General features: G+C 66.8%; 19 protein-coding genes. 10 read left to right on the top strand and 9 right to left on the bottom strand.

Translation table 11 applies throughout. The annotated features are described in order from the left end of the window. The first annotated feature begins 9 nt into the window (after positions 1-9). The 7 genes from SX243_10825 (at position 10) to SX243_10795 (ending at position 6827) form a co-directional block, all read left to right on the top strand. Positions 10-639 carry a GDSL-type esterase/lipase family protein gene (locus tag SX243_10825; GenBank protein ID MDY7093452.1) on the top strand — a complete coding sequence of 210 codons (630 nt, stop codon included), beginning with the start codon at positions 10-12 and terminating at the stop codon, positions 637-639. Then, entirely contained in the window at positions 636-1391 is a 756-nt protein-coding gene (gene pgeF, locus SX243_10820; GenBank protein ID MDY7093451.1) for a peptidoglycan editing factor PgeF, read from the top strand. Before SX243_10825 ends, pgeF begins: the two co-directional genes overlap by 4 nt. Positions 1392-2060: 669 nt before the next feature. After that, complete coding sequence (locus tag SX243_10815; GenBank protein MDY7093450.1) at positions 2061-3569, top strand: sensor histidine kinase; 1509 nt, start codon at positions 2061-2063, stop codon at positions 3567-3569. After that, positions 3559-4227, top strand: a complete 669-nt coding sequence (locus SX243_10810; protein ID MDY7093449.1) for a response regulator transcription factor — start codon at positions 3559-3561, stop codon at positions 4225-4227. The genes SX243_10815 and SX243_10810 overlap by 11 nt, the downstream gene beginning before the upstream one ends. A 114-nt stretch (positions 4228-4341) precedes the next feature. Continuing rightward, positions 4342-4938 (top strand): TRAP transporter small permease subunit, encoded by a 597-nt coding sequence (locus SX243_10805; GenBank protein MDY7093448.1) that lies wholly within the window; start codon positions 4342-4344, stop codon positions 4936-4938. Next, a complete protein-coding gene (locus tag SX243_10800; GenBank protein MDY7093447.1) occupies positions 4935-6257 on the top strand; it encodes a TRAP transporter large permease subunit in 1323 nt (440 codons plus the stop codon). The genes SX243_10805 and SX243_10800 overlap by 4 nt, the downstream gene beginning before the upstream one ends. A gap of 144 nt (positions 6258-6401) precedes the next feature. Beyond that, positions 6402-6827, top strand: coding sequence for a DoxX family protein (locus SX243_10795; protein ID MDY7093446.1), 426 nt, complete (start codon positions 6402-6404; stop codon positions 6825-6827). Between the two features lie 19 nt (positions 6828-6846). Here the strand turns inward: SX243_10795 and SX243_10790 are convergent, their stop codons facing one another. The 3 genes from SX243_10790 to SX243_10780 form a co-directional block, all read right to left on the bottom strand. Next, positions 6847-7953: a TRAP transporter substrate-binding protein gene (locus tag SX243_10790; protein MDY7093445.1), complete on the bottom strand. Its 1107-nt coding sequence runs from the start codon at positions 7951-7953 to the stop codon at positions 6847-6849. Between the two features lie 339 nt (positions 7954-8292). Then, positions 8293-8964, bottom strand: coding sequence for an MIP family channel protein (locus SX243_10785; GenBank protein MDY7093444.1), 672 nt, complete (start codon positions 8962-8964; stop codon positions 8293-8295). 15 nt (positions 8965-8979) lie between these two features. Further along, positions 8980-9426, bottom strand: a complete 447-nt coding sequence (locus SX243_10780; protein ID MDY7093443.1) for an arsenate reductase ArsC — start codon at positions 9424-9426, stop codon at positions 8980-8982. Between the two features lie 203 nt (positions 9427-9629). Between SX243_10780 and SX243_10775 the strand changes: the two genes are divergently transcribed. The 3 genes from SX243_10775 to SX243_10765 all read left to right on the top strand — a co-directional run bounded on the left by SX243_10775 (position 9630) and on the right by SX243_10765 (position 15307). Beyond that, positions 9630-10166 carry a nucleotide-binding protein gene (locus SX243_10775; protein ID MDY7093442.1) on the top strand — a complete coding sequence of 179 codons (537 nt, stop codon included), beginning with the start codon at positions 9630-9632 and terminating at the stop codon, positions 10164-10166. 359 nt (positions 10167-10525) lie between these two features. Further along, positions 10526-12910 (top strand): TonB-dependent hemoglobin/transferrin/lactoferrin family receptor, encoded by a 2385-nt coding sequence (locus SX243_10770; protein ID MDY7093441.1) that lies wholly within the window; start codon positions 10526-10528, stop codon positions 12908-12910. A gap of 171 nt (positions 12911-13081) precedes the next feature. After that, positions 13082-15307, top strand: coding sequence for a PQQ-binding-like beta-propeller repeat protein (locus SX243_10765; protein ID MDY7093440.1), 2226 nt, complete (start codon positions 13082-13084; stop codon positions 15305-15307). 33 nt (positions 15308-15340) lie between these two features. Here the strand turns inward: SX243_10765 and SX243_10760 are convergent, their stop codons facing one another. From SX243_10760 to SX243_10735, 6 genes are all read right to left on the bottom strand, one after another. Beyond that, positions 15341-15670, bottom strand: coding sequence for a helix-turn-helix transcriptional regulator (locus tag SX243_10760; GenBank protein ID MDY7093439.1), 330 nt, complete (start codon positions 15668-15670; stop codon positions 15341-15343). Further along, on the bottom strand, positions 15667-16068 hold the full coding sequence (locus SX243_10755) for a type II toxin-antitoxin system RelE/ParE family toxin (GenBank protein MDY7093438.1): 402 nt from the start codon (positions 16066-16068) through the stop codon (positions 15667-15669). The genes SX243_10760 and SX243_10755 overlap by 4 nt, the downstream gene beginning before the upstream one ends. Before the next feature lie 178 nt (positions 16069-16246). After that, positions 16247-17278, bottom strand: coding sequence for an ABC transporter ATP-binding protein (locus tag SX243_10750; protein MDY7093437.1), 1032 nt, complete (start codon positions 17276-17278; stop codon positions 16247-16249). Then, the gene (locus tag SX243_10745; protein ID MDY7093436.1) at positions 17275-18969 is read right to left on the bottom strand and encodes an iron ABC transporter permease; all 1695 of its coding nucleotides are present in this window, start codon (positions 18967-18969) and stop codon (positions 17275-17277) included. The genes SX243_10750 and SX243_10745 overlap by 4 nt, the downstream gene beginning before the upstream one ends. Positions 18970-18988: 19 nt before the next feature. Next, positions 18989-20008: an extracellular solute-binding protein gene (locus tag SX243_10740; protein ID MDY7093435.1), complete on the bottom strand. Its 1020-nt coding sequence runs from the start codon at positions 20006-20008 to the stop codon at positions 18989-18991. 34 nt (positions 20009-20042) lie between these two features. Then, positions 20043-21185, bottom strand: a 1143-nt coding sequence (locus tag SX243_10735) for a TonB-dependent receptor (protein MDY7093434.1), incomplete at its 5' end; no start/stop codon positions are given.

Genomic DNA, 21185 nt, shown 5'->3' with positions numbered 1-21185 from the left:
CGCCGGACCATGTCCATCCGTCCCTCAGCTCTCCCCGGTGTACTGGCCGGCCTGCTCCTTTTCGCTTCCGCCTGTGCTCCCCAAGCTCCTCATCTCGACTCCCCAGGCAGCACGCTGGTGTGCTTCGGCGACTCCATCACTTACGGTGTCGGCGCTGGCGACGAGCCCACCTATCCGCAGCTGCTGAGCGAGCATCTGGGGGTCGAAGCTCTCAACGCCGGCGTCCCCGGCGACACCACCGCCGACGGGCTGGCCCGCATCGATGAGGTCTTAGATCTCGACCCGTGGCTGGTGGTGGTGGAGCTCGGGGGCAACGACCTGCTGCAACGGCGTCCCCGGGATGCGGTGGAGGCGGATCTGCGAGAGATCCTGGAGATTTTGCTGGAGGAGCGGGTGCTGCCGGTGCTGGTGAGGGTGGAGGGGCCTTTCGGCTACGACTACGGCGACCTCTTCCACCAGCTAGCGGAGGAGTATCAGCTGCCGCTCCTCGACGAGGCCTTGCCGGATATTCTTCGCTCCCCCCGCCTGAAGGCCGACCCCATTCACCCCAACGGCGCCGGCTACGAGGTCCTGGCGGAGGAGGTGGCGGATCTCCTGCGCCCCCTGATGCGGGCGCGTCGCAAGGCGCTGGCGGCATGAGCGAGTCTCCCCCGGCCCTGTCCGCAGGCATCGCTTCCGGCCGCTCCGATGATGCGCCCAGACTCTGGCGGGATCGTCTCGGCTCCGCGTCGGGAGGCTCGGTAGAAGTGCTCTTCGTCGGCCGCGGAGCCCCCAGGGATGCCCAGGCCGCTCTCGCCCTGCTAGAGCCCTCGCCGCCCCGCATCGTCTGGGCTCAACAGATTCACTCCGACCGGGTCCTCCCAGCCGGCTCCGGCGACGCCGGTGGCAGCTGCGGTGAGGGGGACGCCCTGATCACCGCCGAGGCCGACCTGGCCCTGTGCGTGGTCACCGCCGACTGCGTGCCGGTGCTCCTCGCCGGAGCGGGTGCCGACGGAATCCCTCACCTGGCGGCGGCTCACGCTGGCTGGCGGGGCATCGCAGCGGACATCCTCGCCAAGACCCTCGAGGCCCTCCCCATCCCCGCCCCTCAGCTCACCGCCTGGATCGGCCCCGCCATCGGCCCTTGCTGCTATGAGGTCGGTACCGACGTTGCCGACCAGGTGCAGGCCGCCGCTGGCCCTTCCGTCGTCCATGCTCGCCCGGGCGCCAAACCCCACCTCGACCTCCCCGCCGCCGCCGAGCTCCAACTGCGCCGCCGCGGTGTCGAGATCATCCACCGGGTCGGTCCGTGCACCCGCTGCTCCCCCGATGACCTGTGGAGCTACCGCCGCGAAGGTGCTGGCGCCGGGCGCAATCTGGCCTTCATCTGGCGCCGGAGCCAGGAAGCTTGAGCCCCGGCTCCCCCGGTTGGGGGAGGCGAAAATTCGGTCGGGTGGGGGATGCACTCAGCTTCCGGCTTCTCTAGTCTTCTTGCTATGAAGAATATTCACCAGGTCTTGTTCGTTAACGGTTTGGCGCTCCTGCTTCTGGCCTTTGCATTGTTGCAGGCTCCGAGCCTCTTTCTCTCAGCCTACCTCCTGGGCGAGCAGGGGCCCCAAGCCTTTCGGCTGGTGCTCTCCTTGGGCTACGCCATAGGCGGGCTAGGGTTCTTCTTACTGGGTTATGGGCCGAGGTGGATCGAGAGGGCACCAACCTGGAAGGTGGAGCTGGGGCTCATCGCGGGTGCGTTCTTTCTCCTGTTGGTGGCGTTCTACCGGCAGAACCACGTGCTGCAGTCCACTCCGGGGCTCTTTGTGCTCCTCGGAGCGCTGGGTCTGGTAGTTCTCAACGGGATGACCTTCATCCGCCGCCTGATCGCCTCAGGTTCCGGGAAGACGGTTGTGGGAAACCTCTGGGAAGGGCTGCCGTTGCGATATGCATCCACGATTGCAGCCCTCTTTCCCCTCATAGCTTTTCTCGGGACGGCCTTTGTCTTGGGGGCGACTTGGTTTGGTTCCGATTCATCCGGTATGGGGGCGGGGTTTCCTGGCTGGCTCTTGGGGCTCGCATGGGTAGCGGCTTTGACCGTCGCCTGGATCACCACGGCGGGGCAACGCCGAGATCTGCGGAGAATCCAAGAAGCTTTGGAGAGCTTCCTGCGTGGCGAACCCGAACCGGCGCCGATCAGCCCTCAGTCGCCGGTGGCGGCCGGTCTGTTTTCCACGGTCAACCGCTTCACGGGTACCCAAACCGGCTCGGGATCGATCCGGGATCTCTGGCTGCAGGAGCTCGCCGAGGCCGCCGCCAGCGAGGAGCGCAACCGCCTGGCTCGCGAGCTCCACGATTCCATCAAACAGCAGATCTTCAGCATCAAGATGAGCGCCGCAGCGACCGACGCGCGCTGGGACTCGGATCGGCCCGGAGCCCGGAAGAGCCTAGAGGACGTGAGAACCTGTGCTCACCAGGCCATGGTGGAGATGCAAGCTCTACTCTTGCAGCTCCGCCCGGAAGCGCTGGCAAATACCGGCTTGGTGGAGGCCTTGAAGGAGCAGTGTGAGGCCTTGGAATACCGCAGCGGGGCCAAGGTGCACTGCGAGTTTGGCAGCCTGCCGGATGAATCGGAGCTGCCGCCGACGACCCAGCAGACTCTCTTTCGCATCGCTCAGGAGGCGCTCAGCAACGTCAGCCGTCACGCTCGAGCCAGCCAGGTAACCGTGCGTTTGTGGCAAGAGGATGAATCCTTGTACCTCGCGGTGGAAGACGATGGGCAAGGCTTCGAGGTGGAGACCGCCGAGGGCGGCTTCGGGCTGCAAGGGATGCGCGAACGGCTGGAGGCCCTTTCGGGCGTGTTGAAGATTCGCTCCGCCGAGGGTGAGGGCACCCGGCTACTGGTGCAAGTGCCGTTTGTCGAGGAACCATCCGTCGAGTCTCTGGCGGGCGAGCAGGCCGAGTCTGCGGAGGCAGGTTCGGTACTCCCCTCCGGTTCCGAGGGCTTCTTCTCTCCGGCGGTCCTTCTGGGGCTTTGCGCCGCCTGGCTGCCGGGGATCACTCCGAGATCTCTGTATGGGGCCGATGAAGAAAGGCTGCTCAGTGGGACTCTCCTCTGCGTCTTGCTCGCTGCTGCCGTGATCTCCTTCGGGTGGCACCGCTGGAAGCGCCGTAGAAACAAATTCGCCGATCCCGGGGACAGCACTCCCTTCCGTCTGAGGATCTTCCTCCTGCTCTCCGCAGCCTATTGGTGGGCGCCCCAATTCTGGTGGGCCGATGCGCGTCAAGATCTTTGGGCGATTCTTGGCTCCCTGACGCTCGGCTTGGCCCTCGCCGGTCTCTCGACGGTAGCTCTGTTCCGGGCGATCCGGAGCGCGTTTCCCCGTTGGGTGCAGCGTGGTCCCCTCGAATGTCTTGTTCTGTTGGTGCCCTGGTTACTGCAAACTGTCGGGGGCACAGCGATCATTTTCTCTGCCTACTCGTGGAAGCTCTTCATGATCGCTATGGCTGGAGGCTTGATGACCTCTGCTTTGTACCTCGGTTTCGTGGCGCTCGTATGGGTGGAGCGCCGGGCGCAGCCAGGAGTCGAACATGAAGACTAAGACCCGAGTCGTGCTGGTCGACGACCATCTGGTGGTGCGCACGGGACTGCAGCAATATCTGGAGTCCTTCGCCGACCTGGAGGTGGTCGGGGTCGCCGGGAGCGGAGAGCAGGCCCTCGAAGAGATGGATAGCTGGCTGCCGGATGTGGTGGTGATGGATCTGATGATGCCCGGCGGGATCGACGGAGTCGAGACGACTGCTCGCTTGGTGGAGCGCTGGCCGGCGCTACGGGTGGTGGTCCTCACCGCCCATACCGACGATGCTCGGGTGATCGGAGCGCTCCGGGCCGGTGCCGTCGGCTATGTGCGCAAGGATGCGACGCCGGAGGTCTTCCTGACCGCGATCCGCGGTGCTGCGGAAGGTCGCACGGTGCTCGACCCTTCGGTCTCCGGAGCCGTGGTGGAGGATCTGGCGCGAAGCACTCCCCAAACCATGAAGCTCACCCCCCGGGAGATGGAAGTGCTGCGACTGGTGGCCAGCGGCTTGACCAACCGCCAGATCGCCGGCCGCCTCCACGTCGGCGAGGAGACGGTGAAGAGCCACGTGGGCAACTTGCTCTCGAAACTCGGGCTCTCGCACAGAACCCAGGCGGCGGTTTGCGCGCTGAAACAAGGCCTTCTTTCCCTCGAGGAGCTCGAGCCACCGGCCGACGCCTGACTCTCACCCTGGGCTGCTAGACTCCCTCCCAAGGATCGAGAACGAATCGGGAAGAAGCCCCTCCAAGGCGGAGGTGAGCTATGGGAATTCGATTCCCGGCTCGATGGAGAGAGCATGCACCGCCTGTATCGCCTAGCAGACGCCATCGACCGACTCAGCGAGCGGCTGGGGAGGGGGGTGTCGTGGTTGGTGTTGGCGATGGTGTTGGTGGGAGCGGCGAATGCGGTGGGGAGGTATGGCGGCCGTTTCCTGGGGATCAACCTCAGCTCCAACGCGGCGCTGGAGCTGCAGTGGTATTTGTTCAGCCTGGTCTTTCTCCTCGCCGCCGGCTACACGCTAAAGCGGGATTCTCACGTTCGGGTGGACGTGATCTATGGCCGCCTCTCCGCCAAGGCCCGGAGCTGGATCGATCTGCTGGGGGGAGTGCTCTTCCTGCTGCCGTTTTGTGTGTTTTCCCTGTGGGTCTCGTGGCCGTCGGTGCGCAATTCGTGGGCGGTGTGGGAGCAGTCGCCGGATCCCGGAGGGCTGGCCCGCTATCCATTGAAGAGCGTGATCCTGGTGGCCTTCGCCTTGCTGGCGTTGCAGGGGCTGGCGCAGGTGATCCACAGCGTGGGTGCGCTGCGCGGGGATCTACCGACCCTCGAGGTGGAGGAGGCTGACGGTCCCGCTCCGGGTTCCCGCGAGGCTTCCGGTGGGGAGCCCCATCTATGAGCCCGGATCTCCTCGGACCGCTGATGTTCCTGGCCGCCTTCGGCCTGATCTTCTCCGGCTATCCGGTGGCCTTCTCTCTAGGCGGTACGGCGCTGGTCTTCGCGGTCATCGGGGTGGAGGCGGGCTATTTCGATTGGGCCCTGCTCTTCGCCTTGCCGGAGCGCATCTTCGGCATCATGTCCAACTACATTTTGTTGGCGGTGCCGTTCTTCATCTTCATGGGCACGGTGCTGGAGAAGAGCCGCCTGGCGGAAGACCTGCTCAAGACCATCGGGCAGCTCTTCGGTCGCGCCCGCGGCGGTCTGGCACTGGCGGTGGTCTTCGTCGGGGCGCTGCTCGCCGCCGCCACCGGGGTGGTGGGAGCCTCGGTGGTGGCCATGGGGCTGATCTCGCTGCCGGTGATGCTGCGCTACCAGTACTCGCCGCGGCTCTCCGCCGGGGTGATCACCGCCGCCGGCACTTTGGGGCAGATCATTCCCCCCAGCGTGGTGCTGGTGGTCTTGGCGGATCAGCTGGGGATTTCGGTGGGAGATCTCTTCCTCGGCTCGCTGTTGCCTGGGCTCTTGCTTGCGGGGCTTTACGCCACTTATGTCGGCGGCGTGGCGATCTTCGCGCCGGCGGCGGCGCCGGCACTACCGGTGGAGGAGCAGCCGGGGTTGGGGCCGGAGCTCCTGGGCCGAGTGTTCAAGGTGTTGGTGCCGCCGCTGGTGCTGATCCTTCTGGTGTTGGGGAGCATCTTCGCCGGCGTGGCGACTCCCACCGAGGCCGGAGCCCTCGGGGCGGTGGGGGCGCTGCTCCTCGCCGGGGTCCACCGGCGCCTGACACTACCGGCGCTCAAGGCGACGCTCGACGAAACCACCCGCCTGACCTCCATGGTGGTCTTCCTGCTCATCGGCTCGACGGCCTTCACGCTGGTTTTCCGCGGGCTGTATGGAGACCTCTGGATCGAGGACATGCTCACCGGTCTTCCCGGGGGCAAGATCGGGCTGCTGCTGGTGGCCAACCTGGCGATCTTCGTGCTGGGCTTCTTTCTCGACTTCTTCGAGATCGCCTTCATCATCATCCCGCTGCTGGCGCCGGCAGCCCAGGCGCTGGGCATCGACATGGTGTGGTTCGGGGTGATGATCGGGATGAATCTTCAGACCTCCTTCCTCACCCCGCCCTTCGGTTTCGCCCTCTTCTATCTCCGCGGCGTGGCGCCGCCCTCGGTGCGCACGGCGGACATTTACCGTGGGGTCTTGCCCTTCATCCTGATCCAGCTCATCGGTCTATCGGCGCTCTTTCTCTTCCCCGAGCTGGTGACGGCTTTGGTCCCCTGAGAGCCACCGGAGCGTACCGGAGATGCTGCTGAGCGTTCGTCTGCGCCGCAGATCCTCTCGCCGCGATACAAGGGAGAGTAGCCAAGACGGAAAAATCGTGAGACGATTGACGCGTCAACTAATGACCCGAAAAGGAGAATCCCGTTGAACCTGAAACGTTTCTTCGTCGCTCCCGCCCACTCCACCTTTACGGACGTAGCGCTCTTGCTGCTTCGCTTTGTCGCCGGCCTGGCGTTCATGTTCCACGGCTGGGACAAGATCCGGCAGCCCTTCAGCTGGATGGGACCGGACGCCGCCATCCCCGGGATCTTCCAGGCGCTGGCCGCTCTGGCCGAGTTCGGCGGCGGGCTGTTCTGGATCCTCGGCGCCCTCACCGCTCTAGCCTCCTTCGGCATCGCCTGCACCATGGTGGTGGCGGTGTATTTCCACGCGGTGATCAAGGGGGATCCGTTTGTTTCCACCGGCGGTGGCTCCTACGAGCTGGCGCTGGTCTACCTGGTGATCGCCATCCTGTTCATCGCCACCGGCCCGGGCCGGTTCTCTGTGGACAACAAGCTCTTCAAGAGCTAGCTCCTCACGACGGAGCTCTTCAAGCCTGGGACCCTCGCGCCGCGTATTCCGCGTAGGCTAGCTCGGCGGTGCCGAACCAGCGGTGGCTTTGGCGGCGGAAGGTGTCCCAGGCTTCGAAGACCTTGCGGTAGGCGGGCTCGGCGCTGATCTGTTCCTGGTGCATCTCCCGGGTGGCGCCCTCGGCGGCCTGGAGGAGATCCTGAGGGAAGGGGCGGAGCTGGACTCCGGCGTCCAGCAGACGCTCGAAAGCCGGGGGATTCTGCCGGTCGTAGGCCGAGAGCATTCCCGTGGCGGCCTCCGCCGCGGCGGCCTCGAACATGGCCTGGTAGGAGGAAGGGAGTTTGTCCCAGGAGCTCTGGTGGACCAAGAACGCGAGGGCGGGGCCGGGTTCCCACCAGCCGGGGTAGTAGTAGTACTGGGCGACTTTGTGAAAACCCAGCTTCTCGTCGTCGTAGGGGCCGACCCACTCGGTGGCGTCGATGGCGCCACGCTCCAGCGCCGGGAAGATCTCGCCGCCGGCCAGCACCTGCACCGTCACCCCCAGCCGGCTCATGACCTCGCCGCCGAGGCCGGGGATGCGCATCTTCAGTCCCTGGAGGTCGGCGGCGGAGCCGATCTCGCGGCGGAACCAACCGCCCATCTGCACTCCGGTGTTGCCTCCGACGAAATTGACGATCCCAAAGTCGGCGAAGACCTCGCGCATCAACTCGAGGCCGCCGCTGTCCCGCAGCCAGGCGAGCTGCTGGCGGGCGGTGAGGCCGAAGGGGACACAGGTGTCGAAGGCCAGGGCGGGATTCTTGCCGGTGAAGTAGTAGCTCGCCGTTTGCCCGACCTGGACCGTTCCCTGCTGCACCGCGTCGAGGACTTGGAGCCCCGGCACCAGCTCGCCGGCGGGGTAGGGGCGGACCTGGAAGCGGCCGTCGGACATGGCCTCTAGCCGCTGGGAGAGCAGCTCGGCGGCGTCGTAGATGGTGTCCAGGGAGCGCGGGAAGCTGGACGCCAGGCGCCACCGGATCTGGGGCCGCGTCTGCACCGCCGGACTCTGTCCCGGTTGTCCGGCGCAGCCCGCTACCAAGGCTCCGGCGCCGGCGGTTACGGCGGTACGAATGAGCTCTCGACGCTTCATACTCGCTCCTTCCAAGACGAGACTCTTCTCTGCGGCACTCTTCGGTATTCGTCGGCACGGAAAATCCCGCCGATGCTACCACCGGATTCGAGCTCTGACCGTCCTTCTACGGGGCCGGTAGAGGTCCCGGTTCGAATCGGCTCAGGCCTCGGCACTGCTGGCCACCGCAGGCGGGCGAGCAGGAGTGGCGCGCGGAAAACTCGCTGTCGCTCAGACAGTTCCGCGCGTTTTTCCACTCCTGCTCGTGCCTGCGGCGGGCGCCTCGGGGTCTTCGCTCGATTCGAACCGGAACCTCTACCTCAGGTTGAGGGGGTTGGAGGGGCTAAGGAGAGGTAGAGACTAGGAGGAGTCTGAAGGGCCGCCGCGGAGGAAGCCGTAGACCGCGGCGCCGAGGAAGGCGCCGACGATGGGGCCGAGCCAGTACAGCCAGTGGTCGGCCCAGGCGCCGCTCACCAGGGCCGGGCCGAAGGAACGGGCCGGATTCATCGAGGCGCCGCTGGTAGAGCCGCCCCACAGGGCGCCGACGGCGACGGTGGCGCCGATGGCCAGGCCGGCCATCTGGCCCACCGCCCGGGTGTCGGTGGCCACCGAGGTGATGACGAACATGAGGATGGCGGTGAGCAAGACCTCCAGCAGCAGGCTGGCGCCGGGAGCGCCGGCGGGGAGGGTGGCGCCGAGGGTTCCCTGGGGCCCGAAGACGGCCGCCAAGGTTGCCGCGGCACCGCTGGCTCCAAGGATCTGCGCCACCAGGTAGGCGGGTACGTCGCGCCGCGGGAAGTGACGGAAGAGGGCGAAGGCGAGGGTCACCGCGGGATTGATGTGAGCGCCGGAGACGTGGCCGATGGAGAGCACCATGACCGTCACCACCAGCCCGAAGGTGAGGGAGATGCCCACCGTACCGAGACCGGCGCCGCCGGCATCGGCGACCACCGCACCGCAGCCCGCCAGCACCAGGCAGTAGGTCCCGATCAGCTCCGCCAGGGAGCGCCGGACCAAGGAGGGTTCCTGCATGGCAGCTCGGCTTCCTCAGCTAGCCAGGTCGCCGCGGGACTCGACCCATTCCCGAGTCTTTGTGTCGATGAGGTCGCGGACTCGGCGGAACTCGGCCAGGGTCTCCTCCTCCGTGCCCTCGAAGGCGGCGGGGTCGTCGAAGGGCCAGAAGAGCCGCTGGAAGGCTCCCGGCCACACCGCCGGGCAACTCTTGGAGGCGCCGTCGCAGACGATGATGATGGTGTGGACTGGAACCTTGCCCAGATACTCCCGCAGGTGCTTCGGTTGGCTTTCGCTGAGGTCGATGCCCACTTCCTTCATCACTTCGATGGTGAGCGGGTGGACCTGATCCGCCGGCTCGGTGCCGGCACTGGCCACTGGGAAGCGGCCTTGGGAGTGCTTGCGTAGGAACGCTTCGGCCATCTGGCTGCGGCAGGAGTTGCCGGTGCACAGGACCAGCGTCATCAATTGATTCTTGGACATGGTGGATTTTCTCCGTCGAGGTGTGGACAGACACCAAGGACTATAGCGAGAGGCTGCTCAAAGGATGGTGACGCTGGCGTGACGATCCGCTCTCTCCGGGGCGGGGTTGCGACCGTTTCGAGCTGTGAAGCCATCGCGGGAATGGGAAACTGGCGCTTCAGCTTTGCACGGTTTAGTATGGAATGCCCCTGGGGATATCGTCTATGGCGCGCACCGGCATCAAAATCTACGTTGTTCACGGCCACGGCTGTTCGTTCGTCGAGCCCGTGGTGAAGTACCTGCGCAGCCTTGGCCTCTACCCCATCCTTCTCCACGACGCCAGCCGCACGGACCGCAGCCTGGTGGAGCGCTTCGAGAATTTCGGCTCCAAGGCCTATGCCCTTTTTCTCGTGTCGGAGGAGGCCGGGGTGGCTACACAGGTTTCCAAAGGGGCGTCGTCGAAGGGTACCGTCCGCCGGCCGGATCCACAGTTGATCTTTCAGCTCGGTTATCTGGTGGGCAAGCTCGGGCGCCGCTTCGTCAGCGTGATCCACGAAGAGGATCTCGACGTCCCCGCCGAGCTCTCCTCTCTCCTCGCTATTCCCCTCGACCAGATCGGGATGTGGAAATACGGGTTGATCCGGGACCTCGAGGCCGCGGGCTTCGATCTCGAGGGAAAGACCGGCGGCGTTGCCGACAAGACCCGGAACGAGGAGTCAGAGACCCCGCGCCAAGGCAAGGGCTCCCTGGCCGCCCTGTGATTTAGCCTCGAGCTCCCCAGAGTTTCCTCACTCCCCCCTTTCCTCTCGGCTCCGCCGCCTCCCCGGCGTCGGGCTTCAACCCCTCCCCAGACCAGCTCCTCGACGGTAGTTCTCCCCCCTTTTGGTCCTCGGCGCTTGACAACTAGGACTGAATTGCTCCAGTATTATTCTAACGCTATTGAGACATCGTCTCAATAAGGTCTCGGGCACAGCTCGATGCAGTGACATCGAGGTCTGGACAGGCTTTAGACAGGAAGACGGCGACGACCCCTGGAACTCGGGCGGAGTCGGGGTCGCCGCCTTGAATATGGATCCGGGCCTCGGCTAGGCCGAAGTCCTTCACCACAGAGGAACTATACATGCTCGCCTTGTGGAAGTCTCGCGGCGTCCTCCCTCCTCTTCAACCCTCTCCTCGAAGATCTGACGCGCTGCTGCAGGGGCCGATTCGGGCCCTCACGCTGGCGCTTTTGTGGGGCTCCTGCGTTCTGGCAGTGCCGGCCTCCGCTGCTGCTGCGCCGTCGCCGGTAGGCGCCGGGGAGGAGTCGCCGAGCTCGGCTCAAGAGACCTCGGTTCCGCAGGACTCTGGGGCGGAGGAGCCTTCCCAGCCTGCTGCCTCCACCAGCTCCCAGGGTCCAATCTTCCAAGGCGCCGTGACGGTCACCGCCACGCGGTCGGAACGAGCCGTGGAGAAGACCCCCGGCCAGATCGAGGTGGTCGACTCCCAGGAGATCGAGGAGCTGGGCTACACCGGCATCGCGGATCTGACCCAATTCATGCCCGGCGTCTATGTCGAGGGTGATCTGACCCGCTTGGGCGTCAGCGGCTTCAATATCCGCGGCGTCGGCGGCAATCGGGTGCTGACTCAGATCGACGGCATTCCCACCGCCGAACAATTCGACTTCGGCCCTTTCAGCGTTACCCAATACAGTCTCGACGTGGCGGCTTTGGAGCGCCTGGAGGTGGTGCGTAGCGCCGGCTCGGCTCTCTACGGCAGCGACGCCTTGGGGGGCGTCGTTTCGCTGGTCACTCGCAGCCCCCGCAGCTACCTGGGCAGCCGACCTCAATATCTCGGCTTCCGGGCGGGCTATGACAGCCGGGGGGACGAAAGCTCCGGCACCCTGGTCTACGCTCGGGGCAACGAGCGCTGGCAGGGTTCGGTGGTTTACGGCCACCGCGACGGTCACGAGCTCGACAACCAGGGTGAGGTCGCCACCCAGGATTCCTCCCGCACCGAGCCCAACCCCATCGACCGGCGCTCCGACAATCTGCTCGCCAAGGTCGACTTCACGCCCGGGGACCGCTCCGTTCTCGGCCTCACCCTGGAGCTCTTCGATGCTCAGGCGGAGACCGAGGTGTTCAGCAGCCGCGCTCCGGGGTCGCCCTTCGCCAGCGCCATCCTCGACTCCGACGGCGAGGACGAGCAGGATCGTCGGCGGCTGAGCCTGGAGCAGTCCTACGTCTGGGAGAGCTTCGCGGCGGATTCCCTGGTCTGGAAAGTCTACTGGCAGGATGCGGAGACGTCCCAGCGCACCGTCGAGATTCGGGATCCGGCGGTGGGGACCGCTCTGAGGGACGGCCTCCTGGCCTTCGAGCAGGACAGTCTAGGGCTCGAGGTGGAGCTCTTCAAATCCTTCGACGAGGACGCTCGCCGGCGCCTGACCTACGGCGCCCTGGTACGGCGGGATCATTGGGACGGGCTGCGGGACCGCACCGAGACGGTGATCGCTACCGGCGAACCGGTGCCCACCACTTTGGCGTTGCCCACCAAGTACTTCCCGGAGAGCACGGTGGAGGAAGTCGGCGCCTTCGCCCAGGCGGAGCTGGAGCTTTTCGGCGGCCGCCTCAACCTGATTCCGGGGCTGCGCTATGACCGCTTCGACCTCGATCCCAACGAGAACGATCAGATCTTCCTCGACGGCAACCCCGGCCAGCCAGTGCCGGAGGGGCTGGTGGATGAAGCCCTGTCGCCGAAGCTGGGAGCGGTGCTCGCCTTGGGTGGCAAGGTCTCGGCCTTCGCCCAATACGCCCGCGGGTTCCGCGCGCCGCCCATGACCGCGGTGAACAACGGGTTCACCAATCAAGCCGGCGGCTACCGCACGCTGCCCAACGCGGATCTCCAGCCGGAGACCAGCGACAATTTCGAGGTCGGGCTGCGGGCCAGCTTCGCCCGCGGCAGCTTCAGCATCACGGCTTTCGAGAATCGCTTCGACGATTTCATCGACACCGTCACCCTGGGCTTCAATCCGTTCCTCGGCTTGATCGAGTTCCAGCCGCAGAACATCGACGAGGTGGAGACCTCGGGCATCGAGGTGGCCGGCGACCTGCGGCTGGCCAAGGCCTGGAGGATCCGCGGTGCCTACAGCTCCGTCGAGGGCGACAACGTCACCGCCGGCGAGCCGCTGGAGTCCATCGCACCGCCGCGGCTGGTCACCGGCCTACGCTACGTGCGACCTTCGGGACGCTGGGGCGCCGAGCTGGTGGGCACCTTCGTCGACTCCAAGGACGCGGAGGACCTGCCGTCCGACTCGACTCAATTCCAAGCGCCCTCTTACCAGGTGGCGGATCTCTCCGCCTGGTTCTCCCTCACCTCCCGACTGAAGCTGCAGGTTTCCGGCTGGAATCTTACCGACGAGACCTACTGGCAGTGGGCCTACGTGCGCGGCCAGTCCGCCGGCTCCGACGCCCTGGGCCGCTACACTAGTCCTGGCCGAAGCTTCGGCATCCAGCTGCGGGCCTCCCTGTAATGATCTGCAAGGAGCTCGCCCGTGAGGCTGAGCTCCGTATGAGAAGGAATCATCATGAAGTATCTCGAATCATTCCGCAGGCTCGTCGAGGGACCTGCTCTCGCGGCGCTGACTCTCTTGGTGTCGTTCTTCCTGATGCCCGCAGCGCCTGCCATGGCTGAGGAGAGCGTCATGCTCTCTCCCATGCCCGAGGCGGTGGCCAGCTTCGGCGGCGCGGTGGCCGGGGACTACCTCTACATCTACGGTGGCCACGTCGGGGAGACCCACGAACATTCCATCGAGAACCTCAGTCACCACTTTCGCCGCCTCGATCTGCGCTCCGAGGGAAGCACCTGGGAGGATCTGGGAGAGGTCCAGGGCCTCCAGGGCATCCCGTTGGTGGCCCACGGTGACCGGGTGTGCCGGGTCGGTGGCCTCACCGCTCGCAACTCCCAGGGAGACGAGGAAGACCTGATTTCCATCGCCGAGGTGGCCTGTTATGAGCCCGGCGAGGAGCGCTGGGTCGAGCTGCCGCCGCTGCCCTCGGGCCGCTCCTCCCATGATGCGGTGGTGATGGGAGACACGCTCTATGTCGTCGGCGGCTGGCAGCTGCGGGGAGCGGAGCAGGAGCCGGTGTGGCACGACGAGATGGTGATGCTCGACCTGTCGGCGGAGGAGCTCCAGTGGGTCGCCCGGCCTCAGGGGTTCCAGCGCCGTGCCTTGGCGGCGGCCGCTGCCGGGGGCAAGGTCTACGCTCTGGGAGGCTTGAGCTCCGACGGCACCAGCCGCCGAGTCGACGTCTTCGATACGGCTACCGGAACCTGGAACCCGGGCCCGCAGCTGCCGGACATGGGCGGCCGCATGAGGGGCTTCGGGGTCTCCGCCTTTGGCGTCGACGACCATGTCTTCCTCTCCGGCGCCAACGGCCGGATCCACGTCCTGGAGCCGGGTTCCGAGACCTGGCGGCAGGACCTCGGGCAGCTGCAACAACCGCGCTTCTTCCACCGGCTGCTGCCCCACGGCGACCGGCTGCTCTTCGTCGGCGGCGCCAGCCGCGAGGGACACCTCGCCAGCGTCGAGAGCCAGAGTCTGACGGCGCTACTGGCCGCGAAGGGGGAAGCAGGCCCGGCGCGGGACGTGGAGGAGCCAGCTGCCGACGGGATGGAGGCTGAGGCCGAGATGGAAGCGGAGAAGGAGACCGCGTCCTGGCCCGGCTTTCGCGGTGCCGGCGACGGTGTCGTGCGCTCCGAGGCCATGCCCATGGAGTGGTCCCCGGAGCACAATGTGGCCTGGCGGGCTTCCCTGCCCGGCTACGGCCAGTCGTCGCCGGTGGTCTGGGGCCAGCAGGTCTTCGTCACCTCGGTGGAAGGTGAGGAGAAGGAGAGCCTGATCCTCTCCGCCCTCGACCGTGGAACCGGAGAAGTCCGCTGGCGCCGGCTCTTCGACGCCAGCCAGCGCATTCCCTCCAGCAACATGGTGAGCAAGGGAGCGCCCACCCCGGTGGTGGACGGCGAGGGAGTCTACGCATTTTGGGAGAGCGGGGACGTGGTGGCGTTGGATCACCGCGGCGAAACCCGGTGGCAGCGCTCCCTGACCCGGGAGCACGGTGAGTTCGAAGGCAATCATGGAGTGGGTAGCTCGCTGGTGCAGACCGACGAGGCGGTGATCGTGCAGGTGACTCACGAAGGGCCGTCTTACTTCTTGGCGCTGGACAAGGGGACGGGAGAGACCCGCTGGATGGCGGAGCGCCCGTCGAAGGTTGCCTGGACCACGCCGGTGGTGGTCTCCGCTGCGGATCGAAACCTTTTGGTGAGCAGCGCCGCGGGCCGGGTCGAGGCCCTGGACGCGGCCACCGGCGAGCGCCTCTGGCAGGTGGAAGGCATCGAGAAGAATCACGTGCCGTCGGTGGTCGTGGCGGGAGATCTGGTGGTGGCGGCGAGCTCCGAGGCCGGCCAGAGCCTCGCCTTGCGCCCCGTGGCGGCGGGCGGTCCGGGCAAGGCGGAAGTCCTGTGGCACGCCGAGGGCGTGTCCTCGGGCTTCGGTTCGCCGCTGGTGATGGGCGACTGCGTGCTCTTCGTCAACAAATCCGGCGTGGCCCACTGTGTCGACCGCCAGGACGGCCACCTACGCTGGCGCCATCGTCTGGGCGCCGCCTGCTGGGCGTCCCCCATCGCCGCCGGCGACTACGCGTTTTTCTTCACCAAGGAAGGCACCACCGCAGTGCTCAAGCCCACTGCCGAAGGTCCGGGCCCTGTGGCGGAAAACTCTCTCCCCACCGACGACACCGTCTACGGCGTCGCCGCCATCCCCGGCGCCTTCTTCGTCCGCACCGGCAGCGAAATCCTCCGCATCGGTCTCGACACTCCTTCTGCCCCCGAGCCTTCCGGCGATGCGGTGGTGGCGCGGCGGGAGCCCTGAGTCAGCCTTTTCTGTCGAAAGCTCCGAGGAGCCTCACGTCGCGAGGACCGTTGGTCGGCCTGGGATAGCCTGGCCAGCTTGCGACGAGCTTGCCTGCGGCTGGAGCTCGATCTTGAGCTCCATGTCCAGGGCTCGGGCGAGCCGCACCATGGTGGCGATGGTGAAGTTGCCGTCGCCGCGCAGGATCTTGGTGATGTAGGCGGGGGAGGTTTCCAGCCGCCGGGCGAGCTCGGACCGGGAGACCCCCTCGCTCTCCATCCGCTGGAAGATCGCTTCGGTGAAGTCCTGGACGACCCCAGCGGCCCAGTAGTCGTCATGGCTTTCGGCGTTGCGGTAGAGATCATCGAAGTTCTTGGGCTTCATGGGGCTGCTCCTTCCACTCTCAAGTTGCCTCGTCTCTTTGCTTCCAGATACCGGCGGCGCATGGTCTTGGCTCTTTCCAGCTCTGCGCGGGGAGTCTTCTGCTGCTTCTTTACGAAGCCGTGGCTACACAAGACCAGCTTTCCCTCATCGTAGAACCAGAGGACCCGGAGCCGCCCTTGGATGAACTCCCAGACCCCCGGGTCCAGCTGGTGAGAGATCTCGGTGTTCTTGGGTGGACCTAGGCTTGCAACCCGAGCAAGAAGCCTCAGCATCCGACGTCCGTCTTTGGCTAGTTGGCCTTCTAAGCTGGTGAGAAAATCCAGTAGCGGGCAGTCTCCTCTTTCCGTACACATCGCCAGCACGCGCCAGTTCTCGGCGCGGACGGTTTGAAGCTTCATTTTAACCTCCAGGTTCATATTCGGCAACTCGGCTGGGGTAGTAGCGACAGCTCTATCGAGCTTCGCGACCGTTGGTCAAACCTAAGTCGCTTATCGAGCTCAGGAGGCGGAAAGGATGGCAGACTGGCGAGAGATTGCTGAAAACCGATGGGGGGATTGGCGGGAGCCCTGAGTCAGCTCAATCCGCCGGAAACACCCGAAACGCCTTCTCGCGCAGCCGCACCCGCACGGCGGTGCCGGTGGTGGAGCTGGCGGAGGAGAGTTGGCGGACGTGGACGTGCTCGCCGTTTTCCAGGTGGATCTCCGACAGTAGATCGTGGCCGAAGAAGCGTCGGCGGACGACTTCGCCGGGGAGACCTTGATCGTGGCCGGCGGGCATCACCAGCAGGTCCTCCGGGCGTACGAAGAGGCGGCCGGGACCGTCGGGGGCGTCGCTGAAAGCGGTGCCGAAGGAGGAGCGCACCACGCCGCCGCTCACCGTGCAGGGCACCAGCTGGCCGTCGCCCAGGAAGCGTGCCACTGCCAAGGTCTCGGGATGGTGATAGATGCGCTCCGGCGGCCCCTCCTGGAGGATGCGGCCGTCGGCCATCACCGCCACCCGGTCGGCGACGCTGAGGGCCTCCTCCTGGTCGTGGGTAACCAGCACCGCGGTGGTGCCGGCGGCCTCCAGGATGCTCCGCACCTCTTCCCGCAGCCGCTGGCGGAGGGCCGCGTCGAGATTGGCGAAGGGCTCGTCCAGCAGCACCATTTCCGGTGCCGGGGCGAGGGCCCGGGCGAGGGCGACCCGCTGTTGCTGGCCGCCGGAGAGCTCGTCGGGGAAGCGCTCCGCCAGATGTTCCAGGCGTACCAGCTGTAGCACCTCCTGGGCGCGGGCCTGCTCCCGGCGGCTGAGGCCGTAGAGCACGTTCTGTTGCACCGTCAGATGGGGGAAGAGGGCTCCTTGCTGGAAGACCATGCCCACCCGCCGGCGTTCCGGCGGCACCCAAGTGATGTCGTCCGCCACAACCCGGCCTTCGATCTCGATGCGCCCGGAGCTCAGGGGCTCGAAGCCGGCGATGGCCCGCAGCAGGCTGGTCTTGCCGCAGCCGCTGGCGCCCACCAGGGCCAGCAGACAGCGTTCCGGGACCTCCAGGTGGGCGCCGGCGACGGCGACGGTGTCTCCGTAGCGCACCCACAGATCTTCGATGCGCAGAATCGGGGAAGAGCTCATGCTTCGAGCCCTCCCGAGCTCTTGTCCTTCCCGAGGCTCTTCCGAGGCTCCAGGGACGGCCGGATGATCAGCGCGTAGACCGGCGGGGCAGAGACCAGAATCAGCCATAGGGCGGGCAGGGAGGCTTCACTGTAGATGCCCTCCGCGGCGGTGCTCCAGATGCGGGTGGCGAGGGTCTCGAAGCCGATGGGGCGCAGCAGCAGGGTTGCCGGCAGCTCTTTGAGGGCTGTGAGGAAGACCAGCGCGGCGCCGGCGACGAGGCCGGGGCGCACCAGCGGCACGGTGATGGTGGAGAGCACCTTCAACCCGTTCTTGCCCAGGCTGCGGCCGGCTTCCTCCAGCGCCGGGGACACGCTTAGCAGGGAGCCTCGGAGGGCCGCCAGTGCCTGGGGCAGGAAGCGCACCACGTAGGCCGCCACCAGTACTGCCAACGTTTGGTAGAGCGGCCGGGCGAAGCGGCTGGTGAAGAAGACCAGGGAGAGGGCGATGACCAGTCCCGGCAGCGCGAAGCCCGCGGATGCCAGGCGCTCCACGACCTTGGGCAGGCGGCCGCCGGAGCGCACCGCCCAGGCCGCCACCGGCAGCGCCAACACCACCGTCACCAGCGCCGCGGCGGCGGAGGTGCCCAGGGAGTTGACGGCGGCCTGACCGGCGCTGCCCAGGCTGCGGCCGAGCCACAATCCGCGCAAGCCCCAGAAGGTCACCACCCCCAGCGGCAGGACGAGGGTGAGCATCGCCAGGGACGTGGTGAAGAGCAGCGCGGGCCAGCGCCAGCGCCCCAGCCGCAGCATCGGTGCCGGCCGTGAGGGGCGTGGGGGCAGGGGACGGCTGCGGCGCAGAAGCCAGGCTTCCAGGGCCAGCACGCCCAGGCTGGTCGCCACCAACACCGTGGCCAGCGCCGCGGCGACGGAGCGGTCGAAGAGGCTTTGATAGGCGCTGTAGATGGACAGGGTGAAGGTCGGGAAGCGCACGATGGAGACGGCGCCGAAGTCCGAGAGCACGTAGAGGGCCACCAGCAGACCGCCGCCCACCAGTGCCGGGCGGAGCTGCGGCAGGATGACTCGGAAGAAGGACTCCCAGCGTCCGCGGCCGAGGGCTCGGGAGCTTTCCTCCAAGGCCGGGTCGATGCGCTCCAGAGCCGCCACCACCAGCAGGTAGATGTAGGGATAGGTGAAGAGGCCGAGGGCCAGGAGGGCGCCAGGGTAGCCGTAGGCGAGGTCCGGCAGCCGCTCGATCCCCAGCGGTGCGAGCCAACCTTGAAGATAGCCTCGCGGCCCCAGCACCGCCACCAGCGCGAAGGCGGCGACGTAGGACGGGAAGACCAGGGGCAGGGCTCCCAACACCGCCCACAGCCGGCGGCCGGGAAGGTCCGTCCGGCTCACCAGCCAGGCCAGGGGCAGAGCGAGGGCGAGGCTCAGGGCCACCACCCCGGCCATCAAGAGCAGGGTGTTGGTCAGCAGCTCGAAGGTGGTGGCGGAGAAGACCCTTTGGAGGTAACTCTCCAGCCCCGCCTGGCCGGCGCGCAGGAAGATGTAGACCAGAGGGAGGACGGCGAAGGTCGCCACCAGGCAGGCGGGAATGGCGAGCAGCCCGCCACCGCCGCGGGCTCCGGACCGGCCCCAGCGGCGCACTCCTCGCCGAGCCACCCCGGCGGCGGGGAGGGAGGCGGCGGATGCGGGAGGGGCGGCCAAGAGGTCGGTTCTCCGAGGCCTAGGGCAGCAGGCCGCTGGCCCGGATGGCTTCGAGGGTTTCCTCGAGCACGGCACCGGCGTCGGCGAAGTCGACCCGAGTGTTCTTCAACTCCGAGAGCGGCGGTAGGTCTACCGCGGCGGCGACTCCGGGCACCAGCGGGTACTCGAAGGTCTCCTGGGCGAAATACTCCTGAGCCTCGTCGGAGACAAGGAACTCGAGTACCGCCCGGCTGGCCTCGGTGTTGTGGAGCATGCCGACGCCGGCCAGGTTGACGAAGCTGGAGACCGGCCCCTCGGGCATGAAGAAGTTGGCTCCGGGGGCATCCGGGCGTTCCGCCAGGGCTCGCCAGAGGTAGTAGTGATTGACCAACCCCCACTCGATCTCGCCGGCCAGCACCGCTTCCACGATGGGGCTGTTTTTGGGATAGAAGCGCGGCTCGTTGGCGTTCATGCCGCCGAGCAACTCCTCCAGCGCGTCGGGCCCCCGGGCGGCGCGGTAGGCGGCCATGTGAGCCTGGAAGGAGGCGTTGGTGGGGGCGATGCCGAAGCGGCCCTTGTAGCGCGGGTCGGTCACCGCCTCCAGGCTCTGGGGCAGATCTTCCGGTTGCACCAGCTCGGTGTTGTACACCACCGTCCGGGCACGGCCGGAGAGGCCGACCCAGTCTCCCTTGGGGGAAGCATAGGCGGCGGGCACGCGGTCGAGAACGGTCTTGGGCAGCGGCAGCAGCTGCTGAGCCGACGACAGGGCGCCGAGGGCGGCGGCATCCTGGGAGATGAAGAGGTCCGCCGGCGTGGCTTCGCCCTCTTCCATCAGCGTCGCAGCCATCTCGGCGGTGGAGCCGTAGCGCACCTGGATTTCGATTTCGTTGTCTTCAGCGAAGCGGTCCAGCAGCGGTTTCACCAGGCTCTCATTGCGGCCGCTGTAGATGGTGACGGTCTGGGGCTCGCCGGCGGTTTCCGCTTCCTCGCTGGGGGCGGCGCAGGCGCCGGGAAGCAGGAAAAGGCCGAGGAGCAGAACGGAGCAAAGGGTGCGCAACATATCGATCACTTTCTAGGTTAGGTCTGGGGCTGAATCAGAACGTGGCGGAGAAGCCCACCAACAGGGTCCGCGGCAGCCCCGGGCGCAGGCCGTAGGGTCGCCGCGAGGCGATGTAGGTCTCGTCGGTCAAATTGCGCAGGCTGGCGAAGATCCGGTAGCGGGACAGCAGGGTGTAATCCGCCGACAGGTCGAAGAGGACTCGGGAGTCGGTGCCTTCATCGCTGGGGACGGCGCCCTGCCCCGGGGTGGTGCGCATGGCGGCCTGGTAGTTGGCGTTGAGGTGCAGACCCCAACGGGAAGCCACCACGCCGACGGAGGCGTTGAGCTGGTTCTCCGGCAGGTAGGGCAGCTCGTCACCAGCCTCCACCTGCGGCTCCCAATCGGCGAAGTCACTCTCGAAGCTGGTCTTGAATTCCGACTGCGTGTAGGTGTAGGCCAGCCGCAGGGGAACCGACACCGGCCAGTGACGGGCGCCGCCGAGCTCGTAGCCGGCGGAGATTTCCAGCCCCTGGACGTCCACCGCGCCGCCGTTGAATTGGTCGCCGGCGGTGCCGCCGCCCCCGGCCACGGTCTCGGTGCCCAGCAGATTCTCGTAGTCGTTGAAGAAGCCGATGACCTCGAAGCTCAAGGGGCCGCGGTTGCGCCGCCAGCCGAGCTCGTAGTTGGTGCTCTTCTCCGGATTGGTCTCCGGAGCGGCGCCGGCGCCGGGGGGCGCGAAGCCGCGGTGGATACCGGCGAAGACGCGATCCGAGGTGTTGATCTGATAGTCGACGCCGATGCCGGGGATCCACACGTCGACGCCGTTCTCCCGCACTCGGGTGGGGCCGGCGCTACGGGTCGGGTCGTCGCCGGCGAAATCCCGGCGGGTGAAGTCGATGGTCTCGAAGCGCACTCCCGGGGTCAGGGTCCAATCGCCGAAGGTGATGCGGTCCTGGGCGAAGAAGGCCAGGGCCTGGGCGTCGCTGACGCGGTTGCTCTGGCTGCCGGGAGCTCCGATCTGGCCCAGCACCAGCCGGCCGTCGACCATCTGGTAGAGGTCCTCCGCCTGCAGCCGATCCTCTTCGTCCTCGTGGTAGCGCACGCCGAACTCCATGGCGTGACGAACGCGGCCGGTGTTGTGGGTCACGCCAAGCACCGATTGAATGCCCCGGGAGTAGTAGTTGCGATTGTTGTGGCG

It is taken from the genome of Acidobacteriota bacterium (genome assembly GCA_034211275.1).
Lineage (GTDB): Bacteria > Acidobacteriota > Thermoanaerobaculia > Multivoradales > JAHZIX01 > JAGQSE01.
Note: the sequence above shows the minus strand (reverse complement) of the source record. Positions and strands in the feature narration are given on the sequence as shown.